Origin of the sequence: Deinococcus sp. AJ005, from assembly GCF_009017495.1 — a bacterium.
GTDB lineage: Bacteria > Deinococcota > Deinococci > Deinococcales > Deinococcaceae > Deinococcus.
Window position 1 is genome coordinate 996,204 of the sequence record NZ_CP044990.1, and the last position, 26,678, is coordinate 1,022,881.

Annotated in this window: 26 protein-coding genes and 1 riboswitch; of the genes, 14 read left to right on the forward strand and 12 right to left on the reverse strand. The window is 65.1% G+C overall.

Going from position 1 to position 26,678, the window contains the following annotated elements:
- Positions 1 to 9: 9 nt before the first annotated feature.
- The 4 genes from DAAJ005_RS06710 to gltX form a co-directional block, all read right to left on the reverse strand.
- Entirely contained in the window at positions 10 to 348 is a 339-nt protein-coding gene (locus DAAJ005_RS06710; RefSeq protein WP_151846436.1) for an Asp23/Gls24 family envelope stress response protein, read from the reverse strand.
- Between the two features lie 129 nt (positions 349 to 477).
- Positions 478 to 2,523 carry an MDR family MFS transporter gene (locus tag DAAJ005_RS06715; protein ID WP_151846437.1) on the reverse strand — a complete coding sequence of 682 codons (2,046 nt, stop codon included), beginning with the start codon at positions 2,521 to 2,523 and terminating at the stop codon, positions 478 to 480.
- Positions 2,520 to 2,942 (reverse strand): MarR family winged helix-turn-helix transcriptional regulator, encoded by a 423-nt coding sequence (locus DAAJ005_RS06720; protein ID WP_151846438.1) that lies wholly within the window; start codon positions 2,940 to 2,942, stop codon positions 2,520 to 2,522. The genes DAAJ005_RS06715 and DAAJ005_RS06720 overlap by 4 nt, the downstream gene beginning before the upstream one ends.
- A gap of 237 nt (positions 2,943 to 3,179) precedes the next feature.
- The gene (gene gltX, locus DAAJ005_RS06725; RefSeq protein ID WP_192930890.1) at positions 3,180 to 4,625 is read right to left on the reverse strand and encodes a glutamate--tRNA ligase; all 1,446 of its coding nucleotides are present in this window, start codon (positions 4,623 to 4,625) and stop codon (positions 3,180 to 3,182) included.
- 71 nt (positions 4,626 to 4,696) lie between these two features.
- Here gltX and DAAJ005_RS06730 point away from each other — a divergent pair, with 71 nt between their 5' ends.
- The 3 genes from DAAJ005_RS06730 to DAAJ005_RS06740 all read left to right on the forward strand — a co-directional run bounded on the left by DAAJ005_RS06730 (position 4,697) and on the right by DAAJ005_RS06740 (position 7,283).
- Positions 4,697 to 5,173: a hypothetical protein gene (locus DAAJ005_RS06730; protein WP_151846440.1), complete on the forward strand. Its 477-nt coding sequence runs from the start codon at positions 4,697 to 4,699 to the stop codon at positions 5,171 to 5,173.
- Between the two features lie 52 nt (positions 5,174 to 5,225).
- Positions 5,226 to 5,792, forward strand: a complete 567-nt coding sequence (locus tag DAAJ005_RS06735) for a flavin reductase family protein (RefSeq protein ID WP_151846441.1) — start codon at positions 5,226 to 5,228, stop codon at positions 5,790 to 5,792.
- A gap of 144 nt (positions 5,793 to 5,936) precedes the next feature.
- A complete protein-coding gene (locus tag DAAJ005_RS06740; RefSeq protein ID WP_226342609.1) occupies positions 5,937 to 7,283 on the forward strand; it encodes a glycosyltransferase in 1,347 nt (448 codons plus the stop codon).
- 85 nt (positions 7,284 to 7,368) lie between these two features.
- Here the strand turns inward: DAAJ005_RS06740 and DAAJ005_RS06745 are convergent, their stop codons facing one another.
- Together DAAJ005_RS06745 and purH are read right to left on the reverse strand one after the other, a co-directional pair.
- A complete protein-coding gene (locus DAAJ005_RS06745; protein WP_151846442.1) occupies positions 7,369 to 8,244 on the reverse strand; it encodes a bifunctional 5,10-methylenetetrahydrofolate dehydrogenase/5,10-methenyltetrahydrofolate cyclohydrolase in 876 nt (291 codons plus the stop codon).
- A 19-nt stretch (positions 8,245 to 8,263) separates the two neighbouring features.
- A complete protein-coding gene (purH, locus tag DAAJ005_RS06750; protein ID WP_151846443.1) occupies positions 8,264 to 9,811 on the reverse strand; it encodes a bifunctional phosphoribosylaminoimidazolecarboxamide formyltransferase/IMP cyclohydrolase in 1,548 nt (515 codons plus the stop codon).
- 610 nt (positions 9,812 to 10,421) lie between these two features.
- Here purH and DAAJ005_RS06755 point away from each other — a divergent pair.
- From DAAJ005_RS06755 to DAAJ005_RS06775, 5 genes are all read left to right on the forward strand, one after another.
- Entirely contained in the window at positions 10,422 to 11,171 is a 750-nt protein-coding gene (locus DAAJ005_RS06755; RefSeq protein ID WP_151846444.1) for a TVP38/TMEM64 family protein, read from the forward strand.
- 92 nt (positions 11,172 to 11,263) lie between these two features.
- Positions 11,264 to 12,328: a phosphoribosylformylglycinamidine cyclo-ligase gene (purM, locus tag DAAJ005_RS06760; RefSeq protein WP_151846445.1), complete on the forward strand. Its 1,065-nt coding sequence runs from the start codon at positions 11,264 to 11,266 to the stop codon at positions 12,326 to 12,328.
- Entirely contained in the window at positions 12,325 to 13,065 is a 741-nt protein-coding gene (locus DAAJ005_RS06765) for a histidine phosphatase family protein (RefSeq protein ID WP_151846446.1), read from the forward strand. The genes purM and DAAJ005_RS06765 overlap by 4 nt, the downstream gene beginning before the upstream one ends.
- Positions 13,062 to 13,991, forward strand: a complete 930-nt coding sequence (gene meaB, locus DAAJ005_RS06770; protein ID WP_151846447.1) for a methylmalonyl Co-A mutase-associated GTPase MeaB — start codon at positions 13,062 to 13,064, stop codon at positions 13,989 to 13,991. Before DAAJ005_RS06765 ends, meaB begins: the two co-directional genes overlap by 4 nt.
- A 4-nt stretch (positions 13,992 to 13,995) precedes the next feature.
- Positions 13,996 to 14,526: an isoprenylcysteine carboxyl methyltransferase family protein gene (locus tag DAAJ005_RS06775; protein ID WP_151846448.1), complete on the forward strand. Its 531-nt coding sequence runs from the start codon at positions 13,996 to 13,998 to the stop codon at positions 14,524 to 14,526.
- Positions 14,527 to 14,544: 18 nt separating this feature from the next.
- On the opposite strand, the gene DAAJ005_RS06780 is transcribed toward DAAJ005_RS06775, so the two are convergent.
- The gene (locus tag DAAJ005_RS06780) at positions 14,545 to 15,123 is read right to left on the reverse strand and encodes a hypothetical protein (protein WP_151846449.1); all 579 of its coding nucleotides are present in this window, start codon (positions 15,121 to 15,123) and stop codon (positions 14,545 to 14,547) included.
- Between the two features lie 190 nt (positions 15,124 to 15,313).
- Between DAAJ005_RS06780 and DAAJ005_RS06785 the strand changes: the two genes are divergently transcribed.
- On the forward strand, positions 15,314 to 16,486 hold the full coding sequence (locus DAAJ005_RS06785; protein WP_151846450.1) for an MFS transporter: 1,173 nt from the start codon (positions 15,314 to 15,316) through the stop codon (positions 16,484 to 16,486).
- 59 nt (positions 16,487 to 16,545) lie between these two features.
- Here the strand turns inward: DAAJ005_RS06785 and DAAJ005_RS06790 are convergent, their stop codons facing one another.
- From DAAJ005_RS06790 to DAAJ005_RS06805, 4 genes are all read right to left on the reverse strand, one after another.
- Entirely contained in the window at positions 16,546 to 18,009 is a 1,464-nt protein-coding gene (locus tag DAAJ005_RS06790; protein WP_151846451.1) for a glycoside hydrolase family 13 protein, read from the reverse strand.
- An 88-nt stretch (positions 18,010 to 18,097) separates the two neighbouring features.
- The gene (locus DAAJ005_RS06795; RefSeq protein ID WP_151846452.1) at positions 18,098 to 18,505 is read right to left on the reverse strand and encodes a type II toxin-antitoxin system VapC family toxin; all 408 of its coding nucleotides are present in this window, start codon (positions 18,503 to 18,505) and stop codon (positions 18,098 to 18,100) included.
- Positions 18,502 to 18,813 (reverse strand): AbrB/MazE/SpoVT family DNA-binding domain-containing protein, encoded by a 312-nt coding sequence (locus tag DAAJ005_RS06800; protein ID WP_151846453.1) that lies wholly within the window; start codon positions 18,811 to 18,813, stop codon positions 18,502 to 18,504. The genes DAAJ005_RS06795 and DAAJ005_RS06800 overlap by 4 nt, the downstream gene beginning before the upstream one ends.
- A 16-nt stretch (positions 18,814 to 18,829) precedes the next feature.
- Positions 18,830 to 20,134, reverse strand: a complete 1,305-nt coding sequence (locus tag DAAJ005_RS06805) for a CCA tRNA nucleotidyltransferase (protein ID WP_151846454.1) — start codon at positions 20,132 to 20,134, stop codon at positions 18,830 to 18,832.
- A 36-nt stretch (positions 20,135 to 20,170) separates the two neighbouring features.
- A riboswitch (cobalamin riboswitch) is annotated at positions 20,171 to 20,330 on the forward strand.
- Between the two features lie 148 nt (positions 20,331 to 20,478).
- Between DAAJ005_RS06805 and DAAJ005_RS06810 the strand changes: the two genes are divergently transcribed.
- The 5 genes from DAAJ005_RS06810 to DAAJ005_RS06830 all read left to right on the forward strand — a co-directional run bounded on the left by DAAJ005_RS06810 (position 20,479) and on the right by DAAJ005_RS06830 (position 24,715).
- Entirely contained in the window at positions 20,479 to 21,339 is an 861-nt protein-coding gene (locus DAAJ005_RS06810; protein WP_151846455.1) for an ABC transporter substrate-binding protein, read from the forward strand.
- 146 nt (positions 21,340 to 21,485) lie between these two features.
- Positions 21,486 to 22,535 (forward strand): iron ABC transporter permease, encoded by a 1,050-nt coding sequence (locus DAAJ005_RS06815; protein ID WP_151846456.1) that lies wholly within the window; start codon positions 21,486 to 21,488, stop codon positions 22,533 to 22,535.
- A 164-nt stretch (positions 22,536 to 22,699) separates the two neighbouring features.
- A complete protein-coding gene (locus DAAJ005_RS06820; protein ID WP_226342683.1) occupies positions 22,700 to 23,425 on the forward strand; it encodes an ABC transporter ATP-binding protein in 726 nt (241 codons plus the stop codon).
- A gap of 19 nt (positions 23,426 to 23,444) precedes the next feature.
- Positions 23,445 to 23,783: a (2Fe-2S) ferredoxin domain-containing protein gene (locus tag DAAJ005_RS06825; protein ID WP_151846458.1), complete on the forward strand. Its 339-nt coding sequence runs from the start codon at positions 23,445 to 23,447 to the stop codon at positions 23,781 to 23,783.
- Positions 23,784 to 23,830: 47 nt separating this feature from the next.
- Positions 23,831 to 24,715: a GNAT family N-acetyltransferase gene (locus DAAJ005_RS06830; RefSeq protein WP_151846459.1), complete on the forward strand. Its 885-nt coding sequence runs from the start codon at positions 23,831 to 23,833 to the stop codon at positions 24,713 to 24,715.
- Between the two features lie 24 nt (positions 24,716 to 24,739).
- Here the strand turns inward: DAAJ005_RS06830 and DAAJ005_RS06835 are convergent, their stop codons facing one another.
- A complete protein-coding gene (locus DAAJ005_RS06835) occupies positions 24,740 to 26,383 on the reverse strand; it encodes a peptide chain release factor 3 (RefSeq protein WP_226342610.1) in 1,644 nt (547 codons plus the stop codon).
- Between the last annotated feature and the right edge of the window lie 295 nt (positions 26,384 to 26,678).

Below are 26,678 nucleotides of genomic sequence, written 5' to 3' on the forward strand. Positions count from 1 at the left end.
GAGGTGGAATCAGGCACGCTGAACCCCCACCGCATGCACGCGGGTGGCGCTCAACTCGATTCCGGCCAGATTCTTGACGACGTGTTCCACGCGCTCGACGATATTGCGGGCCACCGTGGGAATGCTGACGCCGTAGGCCGCCACGATGTACAGGTCTGCGGTGTAGGCGTCGCTGCCCTTTTCCCTGCCGATCACCACGCCGTCGCTGACATTGGCCCGCCCCAGCACGCGGCTGATGCCCTCCTTAAGATTGGCGGGGGCCATGCCCACCACGCCGGGAATCTCGTGGGCCGTCAGCCCGATCAGGGAGGCCAGCGCCGCCTCGGAAATGTTTATAGAGCCAGTCACAGTGTCGGTCAGTATACGGGGAGGCGAGATGACGGGGAGAACCGCTTGCTTCTTGCTCTGCGGGCCAGAGAAGGCCAGATACAAGGGCGGTCAGACCTTCTCGGCCTGACCGCCCTGTCCTGAAGAATTTTAGTCGCTGGCGGTGGGGCTGCCCTCCGCCTTGTTTTTCCTGATGACGTTCGTGGCCCCCAGCATGGGAATCACTGGAATGAACAGCACCACCAGGAAGCCCGCCACGATGAACCACAGACTGGTGCCGAACATGCGGGTCATGCTGGCGGTGAAGCCGTTCTTGAGGCCGGTGGTCACCTGTTCGCCCAACGTGGTGGCCTGCTCGTCCAGCCTGCTCCTGAGTTCGGTCAGCACGGTCTGGCGGGTCTGCTGCACGGCGGCGGCTTCCTGCGCCAGGATGCCCTGCTGAACCTGCGTGGCGGTGGCCTGCGCGGCCTGCGGAGTGTTCAGTGCCTGAGTGGGCAGGTAGCGGAGCTGCGTCTTGAGGTCAGCGGGCAACTCGCTCTTGAGCAGTGCCTGACGGCCCGGCTCCCCGGTCTTCAGCAGGGCAGCCACATTGCTGGCCTGGGCTTCCAGGGTCTGGCGAACCTGGGCCTGAAGGCCGCCTTTCTCCAGAATCGCCTTCAATTCATCCGGGACCTGCGGGTTGCTGATCAGCGCCTGTGCCGCCGCCGTATCCCCGTTCAGGGCACGTTCAAGCTGAACGTACTGCGCGTCGTAGGCTTTCTTGATCTGCGCGGCGGGGCCGTCCGCACCGCCGCTGGAACGCAATGCGCCGATGTCGAAGTTCTGGGTGTCGATCTGTGCGCCGGGTACGTCGGGCAGGGCGCGTGGCAACTCGGTGTGCAGGTTGTTCAGCAGCAGCGTGCCGAAGATGGCGGCCCCGATGGTGGAGCCGATCTGCCGGAAGAACTGGCTGCTGGAGGTGGCGATGCCCAGTTGATCCTTGGACACTCCGTTCTGAATCGCCAGGGTAAACAGGCTCTGCGACGGCCCCAGCCCCAGCCCCACGATGAACATGCGCCAGCCCAGATCCAGCAGGGTGGTCTGCGCGGTGATCTGCGTCAGCAAGAAGATGCCAGCGATCAGCACGACGCTGCCGCCGATCATCCAGGGCTTGTACTGGCCGCTGCGGGCCACGAGCTGGCCGGCCACGATGCTCGACAGGATCAGGCCGCCCATCAACGGCAGAATGGAAAAACCGCTCTTGGTGGGAGAGACGCCCAGCACCGTCTGCATGAACAGTGGCAGGAACAGAATGACGCCCAGGAAGGCCATGCCCATGATGAACGACGCCAGATTGCCCAGGCTGAACATCTTATTTTTAAACAGACTCAGTGGAATGATCGCGTCAGGAGTGCGCGACTCCACAGCAATAAAGGCGATCAGACTTACGATGCTGAGCGCGAACAGGCCCAGGATGCGGGTGCTGCCCCACGGGTAGGTGGTGCCGCCCCAGGTCAGCGCCAGCAGCAGCGGAATGGTGGTCAGCAGGATCAGCGCCGCGCCCCAGTAGTCGATGCGTCCGCCGATGCGGTGCGTCAGCCGGGGCATCTTGACGATGATCAGAAACAGCGCCAGGATGCCCAGCGGCAGATTGACGTAAAAGACCCAGCGCCAGCTCAGGTTGTCGGTCAGAAAGCCGCCCACGGCGGGGCCGATCACGCTGGCGAGGCCGAAGATCGCGCCGAACAGGCCCCCGAATTTGGCACGCTCAGCAGGCTCGAACATGTCGGCCAGAATGGTGAAGGCAATCGTGAACAGCGCCGCGCCGCCCAGCCCGGCCACCGCGCGGAAGGCGATCAACTGGTTCATGCCGCCGCCCAGGAAGTTGCCCAGGAACGGCTCGCCCGCCAATCCCGACAGCGCCGAGCCGAACAGGAACAGCACGATGCCGAACACCAGAATCGGTTTGCGCCCGTACAGGTCAGAGAGTTTGCCGTAAATCGGCACCATCACCGTGCTGGCCAGCAGGTAGGCGGTGGTGACCCAGGTGTAGAGGTTGAAGCCCTTGAGGTCTTCGATGATGCGCGGCATGGCAGTGCTGACGATGGTCTGGCTCAGTGCCGCCAGCAAAAAGACCACCAGCAGGCCGATCAGCGTGATCTGCCGCTCCTGTTTGGTGAATTGCTGAGTAGATGGTTGAAGGGTGGCCTGGGTCATGCGTTCTCCTGGGAGGGTTGAGGGGATGGTGGGGCGTCGAGTTGTTCGAGCAGGGCGGTCAGGCCTTCCAACTGCTCTGGATCAATGTCGGTCAGCCGTTCGGCGGCCAGATCGAGAAAGGACTGGATTACCGTCGCCGTCAACTGTTCGCCTGCTGGCGTCAGGGTCAGGTGAATGCGGCGCGAGTCCACTGCGTCGATCTGGCGCTCGATCAGGTCCTGTTTGCATAACTGGTCCAGGTAGCGGCTGAGCAGCGTGGGCGGCATGTGCAGGGCGGCGGCCAGCGCTTTGGGGTAGCTGTGACCGCTGCGAATGCCCTGCAAGACGTTGAAGCGCGGCGAATCCAGATCGCCCTGCGCCACCAGCAGCGCGTCCAGTTCCTGTCGGAACGAGCGCCCAAAACGCCACAGCGCGCCCATGAAACGGCCCACCTGCTCTGTACTCAGGGCAGATGGTGGGGGAGAGACAGGAGGAGAGGATATCTCTGTATTCTAGGTAAACAGTTCTCTTGAGTCAACTATTCAGTTTGAGGAATGAATGCGAGATGAAGCTCTGCCTTTACCTCTGCCCGAGGGCCACAGTAAGCGGCAACAACACGAAAAAGAGGCGGGGCAAACTTGCTCCCCGCCCCGCTGATTTCGATGCCTGCTAATGCTTCAGCGTCCGGCCCGTTCCACGCGCGACACCACGCGCTCCTGCCCCAACGCTTCCAGCATCTGCGGCAGATCGGGGCTTTCCAGCGTTCCGGCGACAGCGGCGCGCACCGGGGGCATCACTTTGCCCAGTTTCAGTCCCTTTTCCTCGGCGAAGGCGTGGAACATGGCGCTGATGCTCTCCGCATCGAAACTCGGCAGGTTCTTGAGGCGGCCAGCCAGCTCCGGCAGCAGCTCCCGCGCGTTGTCGATGGCTTTCTGGGCCTTCTCGTTCACCGGGTAGTCCTCGGACCAGTAGTAGCCCGTTTTATCCAGAAAGTCGCTGAACACTTCGATACGCGGAATCAGCAGCCGGGTCACGGCGCGGAAGTAGTCGTCCAGCGGCAGCTCGGATTTGTGGGCCAGCAGGTAGTCGTGCAACCTCTTGGTCACCTCCTCCTCCCCTAGTACCTCGCGCAGATACTTGCCGTTGTACCAGCGCAGCTTGTCCTGATCGAAAACCGGGCCGCCCAGCGTCACGTCCTCCAGCCGGAAAGTGCGCTGAAACTCGTCCAGATCAAAGATTTCGGTGCCGTCCGGGTGGGTCCAGCCCATCGTCGCCAGGAAATTCAGCATGGCTTCGGGCAGATAGCCCTGATCCATGTACCACTCGACGCTGGTGGGGTTCTTGCGCTTGCTGATCTTGGATTTGTCGGCGTTTCGCAGCAGCGGCATGTGGGCGAATCTGGGGGCGTCCCAGCCGAAAGCGCGGTACAGCAGGACGTGAATGGGGGTGCTGGTGATCCATTCCTCGGCGCGCACCACGTCGGTGACGCCCATCAGGTGATCGTCCACCACGTTCGCCAGATGGTAGGTGGGGTAGCCGTCGGCCTTGAGCAGCACCTTGTCGTCGATCTCGGCGTTCTGGAAGTGGATTGGATCGCGCAGCAGATCGTTGACCACGGTTTCACCGTCGTGCGGCACCTTCAGGCGCACCACCGCCGCGTCGCCCGCTGCCACCCGCCGCGCGGCCTGTTCGGGGTTCAGATCGCGGCTGGGAACGGCGATCACCGTGCCGCTGGCCTGCGCCTTCTCGCGCAGTTCGGTCAGTTCGTCGGGCGTCTCGAAGGCGTAATAGGCGTGGCCGCCCTCCACCAGTTGCCGGGCATGCTGGCCGTACAGCTCGGTGCGCTCGGACTGGCGGTAAGGGCCGTTGGGGCCGTCCTGAAGCGGGGATTCGTCGGGGGTCAGCCCCAGCCACTGCATCATCTGAAAGATGCGCTTCTCGCTGTCGGCCACGTAACGGTTCTGGTCCGTGTCCTCGATCCGCAGGATGAATTTCCCGCCGCTCTGCCGCGCCAGAACAGAGTTGAACAGGCCGATATAGGCGGTGCCCACATGCGGGTCCCCGGTGGGACTGGGGGCGACGCGGGTCACGGTGGGCTGCGTGTTGGGCTGGAGGGAAGACATGGGCCACAGGATACGGGGCATGGGGCAGGCGTCCGCCCCTGTGCGTCCCTCAAGTGTGTTTATGATGCTCTATGAGACTGTTGCTGCCCGTGCTGACTGCTGGCCTGAGCGTTTGCGTCCTGGCCTCCTGCAACGCCTTCTCGCCCATTCCCAACGACGCGGATATTGACGTGAACGGCAGTTACACCGGGCGGCTGGTGGGGCAGAACAACGACAGCGCCGTTCTGGACATCATCATCGTGGAAAAGGACTTGGCGGTCACCGGCACGGTCAAGAGCCGTGCGACGGGCGACAGCTACACCCTGACTGGCACCCGCAGTGTGTATAAGGCCAGCCCGGTCACGCTCAACGCCACCTCCAATCTGGGGGGCGGCAGCGCCTGCCCCGGCGGGTTCACGGAGCGCTACGGCGTGCAGGTCACGTTTTACAACGTCAGCAAGTACAGCGGCGCGGGCGGCACCGGTTTCGTGAACCATGACATCTGCAAGTCCGGGCAGTGGGAGCGCACCGAACTGAACAGCGGGCAACTGGAACTGGCGCGCAAGTAGGACGGGGTCAGGTACGGCGGCAGATGCTGACCCCGCCCGCTATCCTGCCCCCATGCTCAGCGAGACAGGCACGCAGTTTTTCGGCTATTACCCCGGCACGGTGGCGCTGGTCACTGCCGAACACACCACTTCCGAACATGGCCGGGTCCGCAACGTGATGGCGGCGGGCTGGCACACCGCCCTGAGCGCCCAGCCCCCGATGTACGGCGTGCTGATCGGCAGGGAGCGGGCCACGCATGGGCTGGTGGCGGGGAGCGGCACGTTCGGGATCAACTTTCTACCCGCCTCGCACTCAAAACCGATTCAGGGGACGGGTGTGCTGTCGCTGCACGACCTACCCCAAAAGGACAAGCTGGCCCGCCTGGGCCTGCAAACCCTGCCAGACGCGCCGCTGGCCCTGGCCGACGCTTACCTGTACTACCGCTGCCGGGTGGTTCAGACCGTGCCCACCGGGGACCATGACCTGTTCGTGGGCGAGGTGCTGGAGGTTCGCCACGATCCTGCCTTCTACGATGACCGGCGGCTGTTCACGGGCGAGGCGGCGGTGTACCTGGGTCGCAGTTCGTATGTAAAAACCACGCAGGGACGCGAGGTCTACCCGCCCGAAAGTTTCGATTGAAGAGAGATTGAAGAGAGAACGCCCAGTGGCGTGGGGGCTGTTTCTCATTTGGCCCTTTTCAAGCCCACAATCCACGTTGCATAGTTAAGAAGACTGCAAAGTCGGGTGAACCGGGCCGAGCGCCTGACGCCGCCGGGGGAGCTTTTGACTGACGCACTGCATGGATTTCTGACCATTCTCGATCTGCTGGGCCTGCTGATGCTGGGCCTGTACTTTCTACAAATGCTGCTGTCGGCCACGCTGCCCCGGCCCCGGCGGCTGTATCCGGCAGACGAGGCATTGCGTTTTACCTTCGTGGTCCCCGCGCTGAACGAGGACGCGGTGATCGAGGCCACCGTCCGCAACCTGCGAGAAACGGCCCCCGACGCCCGCGTGGCCGTGATCGACGACGGCAGTGATGACCGCACGGCGGAACTGGTGGAACGGCTGGCGCGGAATGATGCGGGCGTGATCCTGCTGCGCCGCACCGCGCCGGAAGCCCGCCAGGGTAAGGGCAAGGCCATGAACTGGGCGGTGTTGATCCTGCTGCGTGACCTGCGCTCAGCGGGCGCGGACCTGCAAAAACAGGTTTTCGTGGTGGTGGACGCCGACGGGCGAGTGACCCCTGGCCTGCTGCCCGAGGCGCGGCGCGTGCTGGCCCACGCGGACGTGGTGGCCGCGCAGGCCCGCGTGCGAATCCGGCAGTCTCCCGGCAAACTGGGGCTGAAAAACGTGGTGGGCCGCATGCTGGAGCAGCAGCAGGACCTGGAATTCTTCATCACCCGCCACATTCAACTGATGCGTTCGTGGTGGCACAGCGCCGCCCTGTGCGGCAACGGGCAATTTATGCGCGCCAGCTATGTGGCCTCCATGTTCGACGCCGGGCAGACGCCCTGGCCTGACGTGCTGCTCGAAGATTTTGGCAGCGCGGTAGAGGCCCGGCTGGTCAACCCACGCCACCGACTGGTCTTTTTAGAGGAAGCGGTCACTCAGCAGGGCCTGCCCGATCTGCGCCGTTTCTCGCGCCAGCGCGCCCGCTGGACCCAGGGCACCATGCAGTGTCTGCCGTATCTGGCGCAGTTATGGCGCAAGCCCGTGCCCGTGCTGGCCCGCCTGGACCTGAGTTACTTCATTCTGGGGCCGTGGCTCAGCGGCATCATCGTGCTGTCGTTCCTGACCCAGCCGCTGCGCTGGGCGATGGGCACGCAGGGGCTGGTGCTGGACGCGAAAGTCAGCCTGATCATCACTGTCATCAACCTGATCATTCAGTTGCAGTGGGTGGCCCGTTACAGGCGCGAGAACCGTCTGTCGCTGGGCCGCACCGCCTTCACCCTCGCCAGCCTGCCCGTCTACGGGTTTGCCCTGTTCCTGAGCCTGCCGATGGCCTATCGCCACTACTTCATGGGCCGCGTGACCTGGGACAAGAGCCTGCGTCACGCCGAGCCGGGCCACACCGAACCAGGGGAGGGACAGCCGGGCGAACTGCTGACCGTGGGCCGGGGCAGCGATTAGAGGTTGGAGGAGATGAAAGGCCCTCTTCCTTCTGGAGAGGGCTTTTTTCGGTCAGGAGAAAGGGCGAGGGTGGGGAACCCGGCTCCTATTCCACCGCCTCGCCGCGCTGCAATTTCACCGCGCGCACCAGATTCTGATACATCAGGGCGCTGGTTAGCGGGCCGACGCCACCGGGCACGGGCGTCTGCGCCCGCACGGGGAGATTCGGTACAGCGTCCCCCACCATCTCGCCCCCGTCCTGCACGTTGATTCCGGCGTCGATCACGACATGATGGGATTGGACGTGTTCAGGCTTCAAAAGTCCGGCTCTGCCCACGGCCACCACCACGGCGTCCAGTGGGGCCAGCACTCCGGCCAGTTCGCGGGTGTATTCGTTGCACAGCGTCACAGTCACGCCCCGGTTGCCCAGCATAAAGGTCAGCGGGCGGCCCACCGTGCGCCCCGGCCCGATCACGGCCACCCGCAGGCCGCGCAGGTCGTCGCCCAGCACGCGCCGCAGCAGAAAGCGCACGCTGCGCGGCGTGGGCGGCAGCAACGCCTCAGATTCCCGCCCCGCCGCGATCAGGGCGAGGTTGGCGGGGGTCAGCCCCTCCACATCCTTGCGCGGCGCGATGTGCAGCAGGGCGGCATCCGCATCCAGCCCGGCGGCCAGCGGCAGCTCCAGCACGACGCCGTGAACATTTTCATCTGCCGAGAGTTCGCGTAACGCCCCTTCCAGCTCCTGCTGAGACGCCCCGGCTCCCAGTTCCCGCACGCTGAAGTCCACGCCCAGCCGCCCGGCCCGCCGCGCCTTGCTGTCCACATAGACTCGCGAAGCCTCATCGTCGGAAGCGAGGACGCTGACCATGTGCGGGCGGAAGTTCCAGTCAGACAGGGCTTCCTTAACGCCCTGGATCACCTCATCGGCCAGTGGCTTGCCAAGGAGAGAACGGGGAGATGTGCTTTTTTCACCGTCAACCATCAACCATCAACCTTCTTCATCAGTGCCGGAAGTGCCGCGAACCTGTGAAGACCATGCTCAGGCCCAATTCGTTGGCGGCGGCGATCACCTCGGGGTCACGTTTTGCGCCCCCCGGTTGCAGAATGGCGGTGACTCCAGCGCCCGCCGCCAGCCGGACCACATCGTCGAAGGGAAAGAACGCCTCGGAGGCCAGGGACGCACCGTGCGCCCGCTCGCCCGCGTTCGACACGGCGCGTTCGGCAGCCCAGATGCGGCTCACTGCCCCCGCGCCCAGGCCCACGCTGACGCCGCCGCGCGCCAGCACCACCGCGTTGCTGCGGGCGTGCTTGACCACCGCCCAGGCGAAACGCAAGTCGTTCCATTCCTCGTCGCGGGGCTGCCGCGTGGTGACCACTTCGGGGCACAGGTCATCCCACGGGCGGGTGTCGCGCTCCTGCACGGCAAATCCGCCGGACAGCGGGCGCAGGTCCAGCACGCTGACCGCTTCGGCTTTCCCGGCGATCAGCACGCGCAGATCGGGCTTTTTGGCGGCGAACCACTCCACGGCTTCCGGGGTCACGTCGGGGGCGATCAGCACTTCCAGAAAGGTGCCGCGCATGGCCTGGGCCGCGTTCAGATCGACAGTGCCGTTGACCGCCACCACGCCTCCAAAGACGCTGAGGGTGTCGGCGTCCCGCGCCAGTTCCCAGGCGGCGCGCACGTCGTTGGCCCGCGCCACGCCGCAGGGGTTGCCGTGCTTGACGGCCACGCAGACCATGCCCCCCTCTTGTGACAGCACTGCCTGCTGCCCAAGCTCCGTACACAGCGCCCAGGCGGCGTCCGCATCGGCGTAGTTGTTGAAACTCATGGGTTTTCCAGCCACCACGCGGGCGTCCATCACCGGGCCGTGTGCGCCGCCCCAGCGGTAGATCGCGCCGGGCTGATGGGGATTCTCGCCGTAACGGACCTCGGCCACTTTGGACAGATTCAGCGTCAATTCTGACGGCAGTTTGGTGGGCAGCGTGTCCGAATCGCCCTCCAGATAGGCGGTGATGGCGGCGTCGTATTCGCTGGTGTGGCGGTACGCCTTGGCGGCCAGGCGGCGGCGTTCGGTCCCGCTGACCTCGTCCTGAAGGGCCAGCTCGTAATCCGCCGGGTCCACCAGCACCAGCACGCCCGCGTGGTTCTTGGCCGCCGAGCGGATCATGGCTGGGCCGCCGATGTCGATGTTCTCGATCACCTCGGCAAAGGGTGCGCCGCGCGCCACCGTTTCGCGGAAGGGGTACAGGTTGACGCACACCAGATCGATGGTGCCAAAGCCCTGGGCCGCCAGTTCGGACAGATGCCCGTCCTCGCGCCGGGCCAGGATGCCGCCGTGGATGGCCGGGTGCAGGGTCTTGACCCGTCCGTCCAGCATCTCGGGAAAGCCGGTCACGTCGCTGACTGCCGTGACTGGCACGCCTGCCTCCTGCAAGGCCGCAAAGGTGCCCCCCGTACTCAGGAGCGTCCAGCCGCGCTCTGCCAACGCCCGCCCAAATTCCACCACGCCCGTCTTGTCGCTGACCGAAATGAGTGCCTGTCTGCCCATTGTTTACCGCCTCCGAGGAAGATCCAAGAAAAGACTTCGGACGCGCCGCGTGTGCGGCAAACGTCCGACCCAGGCGCGCGATCAAATGGAATTCGGAGCGGCTTCCCCGTGGTTGGCCCACGTTCAGCGCCAGTTGCCGTCCGCTGTGGGGGCAAGCATAGCGCAGGTGAGGCGGGGTTGCGGGGAAAGTCGTTCGGGCAGCCCCACCCCCCAGCCCCCTACCCCAGGGGGGCAGGGGGAGCTAACGTTGCACTGGGCACGAGTTTTCGGATGTGGGTGGCGGGAGAGGGCGGCGGTCTTCGGGTCTGATGCCCTGCTCCGCTCAGTGACGTGCGGCCCGTGCGCTCCGCGCCCGACGGCCTTCGGTTGCCGTTTTGGCGGGGGTGTTGGGCTTGGTGTTGACGGTTTGAATATCTTCAAGATTGGTTACGGGTTGTTGGGCCACTCGCCGACTCCCGCTTCCTCCACCTCAAGAGGGGACTCGTTTTTAAGCACGCTCCGGCTTGGAGAAAGGAAGACCAGAACGATGGGTGGGCTTTAACCCCTCACTACGCAGCGTCATCCAATAGTCGGGCGCACCTCCCGGTCCACTGGGCCTACACTGGACCGGATGACCGCCGCCCGCCGCCCGCCGCGCCACCTGCGTCTGATCCTGATGGCCGGGCTGCTGCTGCTGCTGCTGGGCACGCTGCTGATTCCGGAGGTGCGCGTCTTCATGGGACGCGGCTACGCGGCACTGACCTCCACGGACCCGGAAGTCACCCACCGTTTTGTGGACACGCTGGGCTGGGCTGGACCCGTCGCCCTGCTGGTGGCCTACGTGATCCAGGCAGTGATTCCGGTGCTGCCCTCGCTGGTGCTGACGGCGGTGACAGTGCGGGCCTACGGTTTTGTCGCGGGCTTTTTTATCGTGCTTGCTGGGGCGCTGCTGGGGGCGGCGGCGGGCTACGGTCTGGGGCGGGTGCTGGGCGAACCCATAATCCGCGCGCTGGCTGGGGAACGGGCCAGGACGCAGGCGCATACCTTCATGAACAGACACGGCGCTCAGGGCGTGCTGCTGGTGCGCCTGATGCCGGTCCTGCCCGCCGAGGTTCTGAGTCTGGTGGCGGGGGCGGCCCGTATGGGGTTTCGTCCATTTATGCTGGCCACCGCTGTGGGCGTGCTGCCGGTCACGTTGCTGGTGGTGTGGCTCAGCGAGTCGGCCCGGCGGCTGTTCTGGGGGCTGGCGATCATGTCGCTGGTGGTGGGCGGCGTGGCGCTTGCGCGCTGGTTGCTGGCGCGGCGGGCGAGCCGTGTGGAGGGTCAGGCCAAGGGACAGACAGAGGTGGACCCGGTTCAGGACGCCCAGCCCAGAACGTGAACTGTCCCAGAGCCTGAATCCCCCCGGAATCTAAAGCCCCGGCTCGGGTAAACTGCGTCCCATGCCCGTCCATGAGGCGGGGCAGGAGGACCATGACTCAGACCGATAAGGACGTGCCCGCCGCGTCCGCCTACGAACGCGCAGGCGTCAGCATCGACGCCGGACAGCGCGCCGTGGCCCTGATGAAAGACGCTGTAGCCCGCACCCACACCCCCGCCGTGCTGGGCGGCATCGGCGGCTTCGGGGGCCTGTTCAGCGCCTCGGCGTTCGCAGGCTTAAAAGACCCGGTCCTGGTGGCCTCTACCGATGGCGTGGGCACCAAGACCAAGGTGGCCGTGCGGCTGGGGCAGCCCGGCGGTCTGGGCGCGGACATCGTCAACCACTGTGTCAACGACATTCTGGTGCAAGGCGCGCGCCCGCTGTTTTTCCTCGATTACGTGGCGATGGGCAAGCTGGCCCCCGAAACCGTGGCCGCTGTCGTGACCGGCGCGGCGCAGGCTTGTGAGGCGCTGGGCGTGGCCCTGCTGGGTGGCGAGACCGCCGAGATGCCCGGCGTCTACGTGGACGGCGAACTGGATATCGTGGGCACGATTGTCGGGGTGGTGGACCGGGGGGCGCTGGTGGACGGCTCACGCATCACCGCAGGCGACACCGTCATCGCCCTGCCCAGTGTCGGCCTGCATACCAACGGTTTCTCGCTGGCTCGGCTGGCTCTGGACGGGCTGGACTGGCACGAGAACCGCGCCGATCTGGACGGGCAGACGCTGGCCGATCTGCTGCCCGTGCCGCACCGCGCGTATGTATCGGCCCACGACGCGCTCATGGAAGCGGGTGTGGACGTGCGCGGCATGGCCCACATCACGGGTGGCGGTCTGGTGGACAACCCGCCGCGTGTCTTTCCGCCGGGCGTCGGCATGAGCATCGACACTTCCTCGTGGGCTGTGCCGCCGCTGTTTGAGTTGATCGTGGAGCGGGCGCAGGTACAGCGTTCCGAAGCCTTCCGCGCCCTGAACATGGGCGTGGGCTTCCTGTTCATCGTGCCCTCCGCCGAGTCGGAGGCAGCCCTGTCTGCCCTGCGCGGCGCTGGCGAGCAGCCCTGGGTGATCGGGCAGATGGTGGCGGGCGACGGCGTGGCCTTCGACGGTAAGAAGACTTGACATCTTCCACCAGACCCCGCAGCCACAAGGGCAGGCTGGCCCCCTTTGGGTTCACGCCGCCGGACCGCCGCAGCGCCACCGAATTCTGGGTGGTTCGTCACGGCGAGAGCACCTGGAATACCGAGGGCCGCTACCAGGGGCAGGCAGACGTACCTCTCAGTCACATTGGCATCTTGCAGGCCGCCAGTCTCTCGGAACGGATGACCGGACAGCACTTCGATGCCGTCTACACCAGTGATCTGCGGCGAGCGGCCCAGACGGCGGAAGCGGTGGCCGAGCGCCTGGATGGGCCGCCCCCGGTCCAGCGTGACCCTGGCCTGCGCGAGATTGACGTGGGAGAGCTGTCCGGTCTGGTGATCGCGGATATCCGGGAGCAGTACCCCGAGTATCTGGAAGCCCTGAAGGCCGATCCCTGGGCCACCCGTCGGCCCGGCGGCGAGAGCATGGAAGACCTGTACGCCCGCAGCGGGGCGGCGTTCGAGACCCTGCGCGCCCGGCATCCCGGGGGGCGCGTGCTGGTTTTCACGCACGGCGGCGTGGTCCGCGTGGCTGTCGGTCTGGCCCTGGGCGGCGTCCCGGCCAACGCTTGGGCACGCCTGAGCGTCACCAACACCAGCATCACCCGCGTCCTGCTGGGCGAGAACAGCGGCACCCTGCTGGGCTTCAACGACGACGCGCATCTGGAAGACCTGATCGAGGCGACGGAGGCCGATGACGTGCTGGGGCAGACGCAATGACCGTTCCGGCCACGGACCTCGCCGCCCGCTACCAATCGGGCGATCTGCGCGCGCTGGCCCGCGCCGTCACGCTGGCCGAGGCCGGACTCCCCGCCGCCCGGCCCCTGCTCAAGATCGCGCGTTCGGGCGGAATCCGCTCGGTGGTGGTGGGCATCACGGGCAGCCCCGGCAGCGGCAAAAGTACGCTGACCGACGCGCTCATTTCTGTGTTGAGGGCGCAGGGCAAACGGGTGGCGGTACTGGCGGTGGACCCCAGCAGTCCGTATTCCGGCGGCGCGATTCTGGGGGACCGCATCCGCATGTTGCGCCATCACGCCGATTCCGGGGTGTTCGTGCGTTCGCTGGCCAGCCGGGGTGCGCTGGGCGGTCTGTCGGCCCGCACGATGGCGGTGCTGGCCCTGCTGGAGGGTGGAGGCTTCGACTGGATCATCCTGGAAACCGTGGGCGTGGGTCAGTCCGAGGTGGATGTGGCCGCCGCCTGTGACCACACGCTGCTGGTGGTCACCCCTGCGGGAGGCGACGGCGTGCAGGCGTTCAAGGCCGGAATCATGGAAATCGCGGACGTGATCGCTGTGAACAAATCGGACCTGCCCGGCTCGTCCCGTACGGTGCGCGAGTTGACCTCGGCGCAGGCGCTGGGCTGGCACGACGAACACACCTGGCTGGCCCCAGTCCGCAAGACCATCGCCTCGGCAGGCGAGGGTATCGAGAGTGTCGTCGAGGCCGTTCTCAAGCACCGCGCCCATCTGGGAGACGCGGGTTTGCAGGACCGCCGCCGCCTGCGCGCCGAATTCGAGGTCCGCTCGCTGGTGCAAGAGCGCCTGCTGCGCCGCGCCCGCAACGCTGGCGGTGACCTGTACGCCCGCGTGGCGCGCGGTGAACTGGACGCCGAGGCAGCGGCGGATGAGTTGCTGAGCGGGCCATGAACGCGTGAACGCCAGTTCCCTCGCCCCAGTCCTCCTCGCCTTTCTCAGCGTTCAGCGCCTGCTGGAGCTGCGGCTGGCCCGCGCCAACGAGCGCTGGGCACGCGAACACGGCGCTGTGGAATACGGACGGGAACACTACCCTCTGTTTTTCGTGCTGCACCCGGCTTGGATGCTGTCTACCTTTTTAGAGGGCCGCGCGTCCGGTCAGCGGGTGAACTGGCCTGCGCTGGCGCTCTTTCTGCTGGCCCAGCCGCTGCGGTACTGGGTCATTCGCACGCTGGGAAGGTACTGGAACACCCGAATTCTGATCGTGCCGGGTGGAGAGCGCGTCACGGGCGGTCCATTCCGCTTGCTGAAGCACCCCAATTACGCGGTGGTGGCGCTGGAACTGGCCGCCGCGCCGCTCGCCGTGGGGGCGTGGCGCACCGCTCTGGCCTTTACGCTGCTGAACGCTGCGCTGCTGCTCCTCCTCCGCATTCCGGCAGAGGAGCGGGCGCTGGCGCACTACGCCCTGACCCGGCCTGACCCGAAGTGAAGATAGGCTCAGCCCTGGCTATTCGGGATTGGGAAAACGCCTCTCCAGTTCCAGCCCTCTGGGCGTATCGGCGATCTGCAAGGCGGAGTGGACCGCCATGCCCTGCAATTCCAGGCGCGTGCGCCCCCGGAAATTGGTGCGCTCCACCACGGCGGCCACCGCGCGCACGGTCCAGCCGCGCTTGGCGGCCAGCAGCGCGACGAGCAGTTCAGGCAGGCCGTCCTGAAGCTGCCGGGTCAGGATCACAGCGGTCCTAATGTCTTCGGGCAGGGGGTCCGGTGTGGGCAGGGACCAGTGGTTCACTTCCTCATCTGGCAGTTCCGCACTTTCCGCACTGGGGTGTTCGTGTTCCGTCTCGGGCAACGCGGTCCCGTCGGGCTGGGCCACGACGACGGGTGTGCCACGCATCCGGGCCAGCCCACGCGCCATCTTTTCGGCATCTGGCAGGGCGATCACCACATCGAAGTCCGGCACGAGCAGATCGAGGTGGTCCAGCACGGCGGCGCGGTCACGCAGGCTCAGATCGCTCAGGCGGTCCTCGAACAGGGTCTCGCTGGGCAATGCCCGTGTGATCACAGCGAGAAGTGGTCGGGCCATGCCTCTAGCCTAGCGGTTTTTTCTGGTCTTGGAAGCACTCTGTTCAGAGTGACTGTTGCTGTTCAGTTGGAGTCCTGCCGGGGGCACGCTGGGGATAGGGGCTAGCCGCACCGTGAACGGCCAGGGGACTGATCCGTCTGCCCGGACGGCCTGCGCCCAGTTCAGCACGGCGCAGGGTAATCTGCGTCCCATGCAGGTCCGTGTCAGCACCCCGACTCCGGTGATCCAGCACGGCACGGCCATTGCCCTGGCTGTCACTGCGGGCCACTTCATCAACGATGCCTACGGCGCGATGCTCACGCCGCTGATGCCCGCGCTGCAAAGCAAGTACGGCGTGAGCATCGCCGCCGTCACGTTGCTGTCCAGCGTCTACAGCCTGACCAGCAGCGTGATGCAGCCCCTGCTGGGCATTCTGGGCGAGCGGCTGGACCGCCGCTACTCTGCCGCGCTGGGGCCGCTGATGACCGGGCTGGGCCTGACCCTGATGGGCTTCGTGCCGTGGTTCGGCGCGTTGATCCTGCTGGTGGCGGTGGCGGGCTTCGGCAGCGGTTTCTTTCACCCGGCGGGGGCGGCCTACGTGGCGCAGAACAGCCCGCCCAATAAGCGCGGGTTGTGGGCCAGCATCTTCAGCGCGGGCGGCACGGCGGGCATGGCGCTGGGGCCGGTCTTTGCCGGGGTAGGACTGACCAACCTGCCGTGGTTTGCGCTGATCGGCGTGGTGTTCGCGGCCATCACGTTTGCGGTCACGCCTCCGGGGACGCAGAAGGCCCGCAAGATCAAAGTGCGCGAGTACGTCCAGATCTTCAGAGGCCCGATGCAGTGGCTGTGGGGCATGGCGGTGCTGCGCTCGCTGGCCAGCATGGGCTACAACACCATGCTGCCCTTCATGCTGTACGCGCGCGGGTTCGGGCTGCGCGAGGTGGGCGTGACCCTGGCGATCTACGCTATTGCCAGCGCCATCGGCGGCATCGTGGGCGGGCGGCTGAGTGACCGCTACGGGCGCACCCCGATTCTGCGCGCCGCCATCCTGACCACCATTCCGTTTTTTGCGGTGCTGATCCTGTCCAATCCCAGTCAATGGTGGTTTTATCCGCTGACCTTCATGGTGGGGGCAGCGGTCAATGCCAGCATTCCGGTGGGCGTGGTCACCGCGCAGGAGTACGCCCCGGAGCATGTGGCGGTGGCCAGCAGCATCATGATGGGCTTTTCGTGGGGCTTCGCGGGCCTGCTGATCTTTCTGGTGGGGATGCTGGCCGACGCCACCACGCCTACCACGGCAGCGCTGGTCAGCATCAGCCTGCTGATTCCCAGCGCATTGATTGCTTACCGCCTGCCAGAGCCGGAGAAGGCAGAATTCAACTAGAGTCTGCTACTTGAGAAAGGCGAAACCGAGCGCGGGGAAACCAACCTCCCCGCGCCTTTTCAGCTCTCCCACACCAGCACCACAGCGCCCCGCGCGCCCACTTCCAGCTCCGCGCCGTCTGCCAGTTCATAAGTGCGTCCACTCAGCACATCGCGGTACGTCCCGGCCTCCACGCCAGTCATGGGCAGTAGGACAGATTCGTGGGCGCAATTCAGGGCCACATACGCGCAGCGTCCCTCATGGCAGCGGGCGTACAGAAGCGATTCCCCCTCGGCGTGTAGAACCTCAAAATCCCCGCGTTGCAGCGGGCGGCTGGCGTGGCGGGCCGCCGTCAGCCTGCGCGTCAGCTCCAGCGTCTGGGTGTCCCACTCTGAATCGTTCCAGGGAAAGGCCCGGCGGCAGTCGGGATCGGGGCCGCCATGCAGGCCAATTTCGTCGCCATAATAGATGCACGGCGCACCGGGGTAGGTCATCTGGAAGATGGTGGCGAGGCGGTAGGCCGTGGCGTCGCCGCCCACCGCCGTAATAAAACGGGCCGTGTCGTGCGAGTCCAGCAGGTTGAGCTGGGCGCTGACGATCTCGGGATGGTACATGCGGGCCACTTCGGTCATGCGGTGGGCGAAGGCGGGAGCGTCCATAGCATCCACGCGGCCTGTGCCGCTGCGCTCGTTCATGGGGTGGTCCAGCGTGCGTGCGCCGAAAAAGGCCAGACAGGGGCGGGTGAAGTGGTAGTTCATCACGGCGTCGAACTGATCGCCGCGCAGCCAACGGTGGGCGTCGCCCCAGATCTCACCCACGATGTAAGCCTCCGGGTTGACCGCCTTGACGCGGCGGCGGAACTCCTGCCAGAAGGAGTCGTCGTCGATCTCGTTGGGCACGTCCAGCCGCCAGCCGTCAATGCCGAACTGGGTCCAGTACTCGGCCACCTCCCACAGAAAGTCGCGCACGGCGGGATTGTCGGTGTTGAACTTGGGCAGCGCGCGGTTGCCCCACCACGCCGCGTACCCGGCGGGTTTTTCATCGTTGTAGGCGTGCAGCGGCCAGCCTTCGGGATGAAACCAGTCGCGATAAGCGCTGTCCTGGCCCTGTTCTAACAAGTCGTTGAACTGAAAAAAGCCCCGGCTGCTGTGGTTGAACACGCCGTCCAGCACCACCCGCATGCCGCGCCCGTGGGCCTCGTCGATCAGGGCGCGTAAGGCCGCATTGCCGCCCAGCATGGGGTCCACCTGAAAGTAGTCGTGGGTGTGATATCGGTGGTTGCTGGCCGACTGGAACACCGGGCAGAAGTAGATGGCGTTCACGCCCAGGCTCTGAATATAGTCCAGTTTCTCCAGGACGCCCCACAGGTCACCGCCCATATAGCGGTTAAACTCCGGTTTGTCGCCCCAGGTCTGCAAATTCAGCCCGTTCACCCGTCCGCTGCGGGCGAAGCGGTCCGGGAAGATCTGGTAGAACACGGCGTCCTTGACCCATTCGGGCGTGGTGGGATGGGCGGTGTCGGGGGCGGTCAGCACGGCGGTCATCTGCGCGCCAGCATAGCGGAGTAGGACTGACAAAGGTCATTCAGTACGAGGACAGGTCAGGCGTCGGGGCATTCAACTCCAGAGCCGCTCAAAGCACGGTCAGGAGCGGCACTTCCGGGAAGTCGCCGAAGTCAGCCGTGTTGAGGGTGAGCAGCGAGTGGCCGCCAATACTGGCGTGTGCGCCCACGAGAAAATCAGTCAGGATGCGCCGGGGCAGGCCGCCGCCACTTGCCTGTCTGCGTTTGCTATGAGCGGAGTGGGCCACACCAGCCCGGTTCCAGGCCATCAGGGACATCTCCGGGTCAACGCGGATTCCGAACGTTTCCAGCACGGCGTCCAGATCAGGGCGCAAACCACACAGTTCGGCATAGACTGCGCCGCAGATCAGCACGCGCCCCTGTGTTTTTAAGTGGTCAAGCGCTGCCCCCAGTTGGGGCGCGGCGGGTTCGCTATTCCATAAGGCCAGAAGAATATTAGTATCCAGAGCAGTACTCAATGTGATTCCGGCAAGCTCTCCAACACCGTGATGTTGGGATGCGGCGGGCCAGCGTCCAGAGTGGTGCGGTCTGCGGCGTCATGTCGCATGTCCTCCACGAAGCTCCGGGCGGTCTGACCTGCTGCAAGCGGCGCAGTGCCGATCATTTCCGTGAAGCTGGGCGTGTTGAGCTGGGGATACAGGACCACCACGCCGTTTTCCAGTTCAAAGCGCACCCTGTCGCCGCTGCCCACGCCCAGCCGTTCCCGAATCTCACGCGGCAACGTGACCTGTCCCTTGCTCGTGATCTTGGCGGTGACGGAAGTCATGCCGCGATTCTATTCCTTACTCACTGACCTTACTGGTCGTGCCGATCACAAACGCCCGCGCCTCGGCCTCATCCATAACCTCGCCCAGTGCCACAGCCTCGTTTAGCGTCCGCAGCACCTCGCCAATGCGGGGGCCGGGTGGAATGCCCAGCAGTGCCATCACGTCCGCGCCTGTCAACAGCGGCCTGGGAGGCGCAGGTTGCACTTCCAGCGCCTCCAGCACCCGGCCCATCGCCATGGCGTAGGCATGACGGCTGGCCTCGGAACTGCTCGGCCCACGCGCAGCTTCGCGGTCTGCCAGCATCACCCACAGCAGGTCTGGCAGCAGATCGCGGCGGCGGTGGACGAAACGCCGCGCCTCCTTTTCCCCGGCGGGCAGCGGGACCATGTGGGCCTCCACCAACCCTGCAATGTGCTTGATGTCGCCTGCGGGCAGCTTGAGGCGGGTCAGCATCTGCGTGGTCAGTGCCGCGCCCAGCTTGTCGTGACCGTAGAAATGGGTGCGTCCTGTTTCAGGATTAACTGTGTGGGAGCGGGGTTTGCCCACGTCATGCAGCAGGGCGGCCCAGCGCAGAGGCAGCGGCGCGTCCGGCAGGCGGGCCAGAAGCTGGTGCAGTGCCTCCAGCCCATGCTCGAACACGTCCAGATGGTGAAAGCCGCCCTGCGTCAACCCCATGCCCTCGCGCAATTCGGGGAGGGTCAGGGCCAGCAGTCCCAGGTCTTCGAGGCGTTTTAAGCCATGCGCGGCGTCCGGGTGCAGCAACAGGGCGTGCAACTCGTCGCGGATGCGTTCGGCAGCGGGTATCTTCAGCGTGCCGTTCGTCAGCTCCGTTGCCACCTCCCGTACCACCGCCTCAGTCTCAGGCTCCAGCTTAAAACCCAGCGTCAGCTCCAGTCGCGCCGCCCGCCACGCCCGCAATGGATCGGCCCGCATGTTGGCTGCACTGACCATTCGCAGCCGTTGCGCCTTCAGATCGGCCTGTCCACCTGCCGGGTCTAAGACCTTTTTGGCCTCTGTTACTGCCAGCGCATTCACGGTGAAATCCCGCCGCAGCAGATCGTCATTCACGTCGGTGGGCAGCGGCACGAAGTCGTGGTGCGCTTCGCCGTCCAGATGCAGCCGCCAGTACCCGCGTTCCTCATCCAGCGGGAAGGCCGAGCCGCCCAGCGTGTCGGCCATCGCCCGCGCCGCCTGCGCCGGGTCCGGTACCGCCCAGTCGTAATCCTTCGGGGCCACGCCGCGTAGCCAGTCACGCGCCGCGCCGCCCACCAGCAGACCACCAGGGGGAAAGGGGGGGAGCGGCGGGCGGCGGCGGAACATGTTGGACATGGTAAGGGTGCCGGGCCGCCGGTGTGTCTCAATTCCCCTCTTCCGACTGCCCTATACTGCCGCCGACGGGCGTGGGGAAAGCCGGTGACTGCTCTGCTTAGTGGGCACATTCCGGCACTGTCGCGCAACGGTAATTCACTTTAAGAGGTGGAAAGTCCGAACACCTGCCCTGTCCATGCCTTCAAGCTGAAGGCGTGCGGCTGACCTCTCGCGGAAAGGAGGGAACGCCCGTGCGTGGCCCCCTTTGTTTCTGGTCCAGCGCAGCGGACGATTCTACTTTCCGCCCCAATTTTCGGGGCGGTTTTTCTGTGCTTAGGGGCGGTCAAGGAGCCACCATGAAATCAATTCTGACCCTTTCTCTTGCCCTCGCCAGCCTGGCTGGAGCCACCACTTACCCGCTAACCCTGACCGACGATCTGGGGCGCAAGGTGACCCTCAAGGCCGAGCCGCAACGCATCGTGAGCATGTTGCCCAGCGACTCCGAGACGCTGTGCGCCATCGGGGCCTGCGACAAGCTGGTGGGCGTGGACGACTACAGCGACTACCCGCAGCAGGTGACCAGACTGCCGAAAATGGGCGGCCTGTACGATCCCAAGATTGAAAGCATCGTGGGGCAGCGGCCCGATCTGGTGCTGGTCAGCAAGTACGGCAAGATCGTGGAATCGCTGGCCCAGGCCGGAATCACCGTGATCGCCGTGAACCCCGAAACTTACGAAGAAGTCTTCTCCAAAACGCTGGTGCTGGGCAAGATCGTCAACCGCGAGGCGCAGGCCAAGAATCTGGTGACGCAGATGCGGCGCGACATCGCCAAAGTTGAAATCCTGACCAAGAACGCGGTCAAAAAGCCCACCGCCTACTACGAGGTGGACCCCACGCCGTACAGCATCGGCCCCAACTCATTCATGGGCGTGCTGCTGACCAAAGCGGGCGCACGCAACATCATTCCCGCTAGCATGGGCGATTTTCCCAAGGTGGACCCGGAATTTATCGTCAAGGCCAACCCGCAGTTCATCCTGGGTGTGGACGCCAAAACCGCCGCCGCCCGCCCCGGCTGGAGCAGCATGACGGCCATCAAATCCGGCAAGGCTCTGGCGCTGCCTAAAGGGCTGGACACCATTTTCTCGCGCCCTGGCCCCCGCATGCCACAGGCGCTGGCACAGATGGCGAAGATCATCCATCCGGAACTGTTCAAGTAAGGCTTTGAGGTGACACGGATTCCGTCTGTTTCGTTAACAAACCGGGAAAGCGCCAGTTTGCCAACTCCACGCCCGGAACCCGCTCTTCTCCTTCTCGCGTCCGCTCGGATTTCATCGTTTTTGCAAACGATTCAATCGGAGTTCGTATGAGAAGCGACGTGCAGCAGTCTGAGGCTCTGACCCCCGCCGCCCCGGTGGCGAAATCGCGCTGGGTCTGGCCTCGTACCTTTCTGCTGCTGCTCCTGCTGCTGTCAGCCATCGTGTTCGGCACCGGGCTGGGCAGCGTGAACATTGCGCCGGGCGAGGTGCTGGGGGCGCTGTGGCGCGGGCTTGCCAGTCAGTTCACTGGGGCGGAGCTGATCAGCAACGATGTGATCGTGTGGCAGATTCGCCTGCCGCGCGTGGTCATGGGCGTGCTGGTGGGGGCCAGCCTGTCGGTGTGCGGGGGCGCGTTTCAGGGTGTCTTCCGCAACCCGCTGGCCGATCCATACCTGCTGGGTGTGGCGAGCGGCTCGGCGCTGGGGGCGACGCTGGCGATTGTGCTGGACTGGCCGCGCGCCCTGATTCCGGTGTCGGCGCTGGTGGTGGCGCTGCTGTCCGTGGCCGTCACCCTGTCGCTGGCACGCGAGGGCCGCCGCTTTCCCCCCACCCGTCTGATTCTGGCCGGGGTGGTGGTGGGCAGTGTCCTGAGTGCGGCGACAACAGCCCTGATCCTGCGCGGCGAGGACCGCGCCCGGCAGGTGCTGGCCTATACCCTGGGCGATCTGGGCTTCAGCGGCTGGCGCGACGTGCTGACCGTGCTGCCTTACGCGGCGCTGGGCTGCGGCGTGCTGCTGCTGCTGGCCCGCGCGCTGGATACCCTGCAACTGGGTGACCTGACCGCCCGTTCGCTGGGCGTGCCGGTGGAACGGTTGCGCCTGATCGTGGTGATTGCCGCTAGTGTCGCCACGGCAGGGGCGGTGGCCTATGTAGGCATCATCGGTTTTATTGGACTGATCGTTCCACACATGGTCCGCCTCGCTTTCGGCGCAAGCCACCGCATTCTGCTGCCGCTTTCGGCTTTGCTGGGTGGCGCGCTGCTGGTCTATGCCGACTTGCTGGCCCGTACCTCGCCGCTGTCGCAGGTGGGCATTGTGACCACGCTGCTGGGCGGCCCGTTTTTCCTGTGGCTACTGCGCCGGGAGAAGGAGATATGAGGGGTCCAGAATTTTTGTCCCCTCTACCCTTATGGGAGAGGGGCCTTGCGAAGCAAGGGGGTGAGGGGGCCACCGAGCAGGCACCAGTCTCAAGCAAGTTAGCTGGGTTGTCCAACACCCTCCAAGCACACAACCTCCACGTCCACGCCGGAACCTTTCCCGCCGTGCGTGGCGTGAATGCCCGTTTTGATACTAGCACTTTCTCGGCGGTCATCGGTCCCAACGGCGCGGGCAAATCCACGCTGTTGCGGGCACTGCTGGGTCTGAATAAACCCCAATCTGGCGAGGTCTGCCTGTTCGGGCGTCCGCTGCAAAAGTGGAGCCGCCCCGAACGCTCGCGGGCGCTGGCGTATCTGGCCCAGACGGAAGGATTGCCCGATTCCACGAAGGTCCGTGACGTGGTGGCGCTGGGGCGCGGCGCAGGCGAGTGGCGCTTTGGCCTGCTGCCCACCCGCCCCTGGACCGATACTGACGAAGCGGCGGTGGACAGCGCCCTGGACCGCACCGACACCCGCCGTTTTGAAGCCCGCAAGGTGGCCGAACTCTCCGGCGGAGAGCGGCAGCGGGTGGCCCTGGCCCGCGCTCTGGCCGGAGAGCCGCGTTTCCTGCTGCTGGATGAACCCACCAACCACCTGGACCTCGCTTACGCCCTGGAAGTGATCCGTTACCTGCGCTGCGAGGTGGCGGGCGGTCTGGGCGTGGTGGCCGTGCTGCATGACCTGAATCTGGCGGCGCGGGCCGACTGGCTGCTGCTGCTGCATCAGGGGGAAGTGCTGGCGGCAGGACCGCCCGAAACCGTGCTGACGCCGGGGAACCTGCTGGCCGCGTACGGCGTCCGCGCAAGAGTGGTACGGGATGCAGACCGCCTGCTGGTCATCCCGGAGGATTAAACCGAGAGAGGTAAACACTATGGCTCCAAAGTATTTCAAAACTTCCGGTCACATCCTGGTCTGCCAGGGGCCGAACTGTCAGGTACGTGGCTCGGTGCTGTTGTACAAGGCGCTGTGGAAGCATCTGGAAAGTGCCTCGCTGGCCTATTACAAGACGGGCGGCAGCATTCGCCTGAGCGAGAGCGGTTGCCTGGGTTCGTGCAGCTATGGCCCCAGCCTGTGCGTCTACCGTCAGACGCAGGAGGGGCTGGAGGAAGGCTGGTTCGCGGCGGTGGACTTTCCGCAGGCGGCGCGGCTTGCCCAGGCCGTGCATGACGGAAGCGCGCTGCCGGAAGAGGGAAAGTACGGGCCGGAGTAGGGCAAGTGGCGGATGACAGTTGGCGTGTCAGCCCTCAAACTTGAGCGATGGAATGGACCCACCGCCCGTACCGTGACGAAAAGGATTTCCTGGCGCTGCTGGCCTTTCTGAGTGACTGCAACGCGGCGGCTCCCACTGCCGGATATATCCAGCCGGGCGACCTGGGCTGGTGGCTGGGGCAAAATGAGGTTCTGAATCCGCCGGATTGTGTTGAGATTTTTGAGGACAGCGTGGGCCGGGTGTTGGGTTTCGTCTTCAGCGATCCACCCACCTGGGCGGTAATTCAGGCGTCGCCCGGAAGTTCTGACGCCCTGCTAGACGACATGTTGACCCATTCACGCGCAAGGGCTGGGGACCCAGAGCTGACGGTCTGGACATTTGAAGGCGACGCATCTCTGATTGCTGCCCTGAAGCGTCACAGCTTCATCCGCACCGATAAACGGACAGTGCAATTCGAGTACCGGTCCGCTCAGCAGGGCCTCCCAGAGCTTCCTAAACTGCCAGTGGGCTTCTCGTTCACTGCCATTTCAGATAGTTCCCAACTCAAAACCGCACGGGTAAAGCTGCACCGGGCCGTGTGGCATCCTTCGCAGGTCACGGCGTCGGCTTACGAACATCTGCGTGCCTCGCCCGCCTACGATTTAGAACTGGACGTGGCGCTGGTGGGTTCAGATGGGCAACTCGTTGCCTACGCGCTGGGCTGGATTGATCCCAAGACCCGCACCGGTGTCATGGAACCTGTCGGCACGCATCCTGATCACCGGGGGCAGGGCCTGGGCCGCATGGTCGTTCAGGAGGTCAATCGGCGGCTGGCCGAACGCGGGGCCGAACGAATCATCATTCGCACGCCGGAATCGAACGTGGGTGCGTGCCGACTCTACGCTTCCGCCGGATTCCAGAACATCGGATATATCTATGACTACAGCCGATGACCCTGAGTTAATACCTGGCCCAACCTAAACCCGCGTCAGATCCTTCGGCAGCGGCAGGAATTCAATTTCCGGGTGCTGTTCGGCGGTGTATTCCAGATCGTATTTGCTGCGGAACAGCATCACCGGGCGGCCCTGATCGTCCTCCACATGGCGGGCGAAACGCGCCACGCTGCTGGCGTCCCCGGCCAGCCAGCGCACCAGTTGATAGCCGGTGATGTTCATTTCCACATCCACGCCGTACTCCTCCTGCAAACGGGCCTGAAAGACCTCAAATTGCAGCGGACCCACCGCGCCCAGATACGGATCACGCGCGCCGTCGGTGGGAAAGAAGGTCTGAACCACGCCTTCCTCGGCCAGTTGGGTCAGGCCCTTCATGAACGCCTTGCGCTTGCCCACGTCCTTGAGCGCCAGCGTGGCAAACGTTTCGGGCGTGAAGCGCGGGAAGCTGGGCAGCGCCACCTTGGCGTCCAGGCTGATCACATCCCCGATCTGAAAGACGCCGGGGTTAACCAGTCCCACGATGTCGCCGGGAAACGCTTCCTCCACCTTCTCGCGGTCCTGGGCAAACAGCGTGTGCGCCTGAGAAAGCCGCAGCTTGCGCCCGCTGCGGGTGTGGGTCACGTCCATGCCGCGCACGAAATGACCGCTCATCACGCGCATGAAGGCCGTACGGTCCCGGTGGTGCTTGCTCATGTTGGCCTGCAACTTGAAGATGAATCCGGCAAACGGCGCTTCGGGGTCACGCTCGCCCAGCGTCGTCTCGGTGGGGCCGGGCGGGGGCGCAAGTTCCACGAAATTGCTCAGGAAATGTTCCACGCCAAAGTTGTTCATGGCGCTGCCGAAGAACACCGGGGTCAGCTCGCCCGACAGAAAGGCCGCCGCGTCAAATTCGGGCATGGCCGCCTCAATCAGCTCCACGTCTTCCTTGAGTTTGGCGGCCAGATCAGCGCCCACCAGCCCGATCAGGCGCGGATCGTCCAGGCCCGCCGTCTGCATCGGGGCGCGGTGTTTGCCGCCGGACGTGCGCTCAAAGGCCAGCACCTGCCCGGTCTGGAGGTCATACACGCCCTTGAAATCCGGGCCGTCCCCGATAGGCCACGTCAGCGGAACCGCCGTGATCTGGAGGACGTTTTCCAGTTGCTGAAGCAGGTCAAAAGGGTCCAGCGCCGGACGGTCCATCTTGTTCACGAAGGTCAGGATCGGCGTGTGGCGGTTGCGGCACACCGCGAACAGTTTCTCGGTCTGGATCTGCACGCCGCGCGCCGCGTCCAGCACCATCAGGGCGCTGTCGGCGGCGGTCAGGGTGCGGTAGGTGTCCTCACTGAAATCCTGGTGACCGGGGGTGTCCAGCAGGTTGATGTGCCGCCCCTCGTATTCAAAGGTCAGCGCCGAGCTGGAAATGGAAATCCCGCGCTGCTGCTCGATGCTCATCCAGTCGGACTTGGTGTGCGCGCGGCCTTCCTTGGCGGTCACGGACCCCGCTTCCAGAATCGCGCCGCCGTAAAGGAGCAGCTTCTCGGTAATGGTGGTTTTCCCTGCATCGGGGTGAGAGATAATGGCAAAGGTGCGGCGGCGGGCAATTTCGGCGTCCAGCGCGGCATTATGGACCTCGGTGGGCTGTGGTGCGGCAGCCTGGGTCTCCGTCGGGTTGGGTTCGGTGGTGGTCATGGGTGGCTCCTGCGGGGGCTTGTCAAACAGCGCCGCTCGTTCTGAGAAGGGGAGGTCAAACTGGGTGTCCTCGACTCTCGCTAGGGCGGCGGAAGGAGAACAGTCATGCGCCTATTCTAGCGCGTCACCGGGGAATCCGTCTGGAGGCGGTACCCGGAAGCATCCCCTGATGGGTGCCTCCGATTCTGCCTGTATCGCTCTCACACCGGCTGCGGTATCCTGGGGATACGTTTCGGGGTTCCTCTATTCCCCTTCGGTTCAAGGCCCCGGCCACTTGCGCTTCACTGCGCCAGGA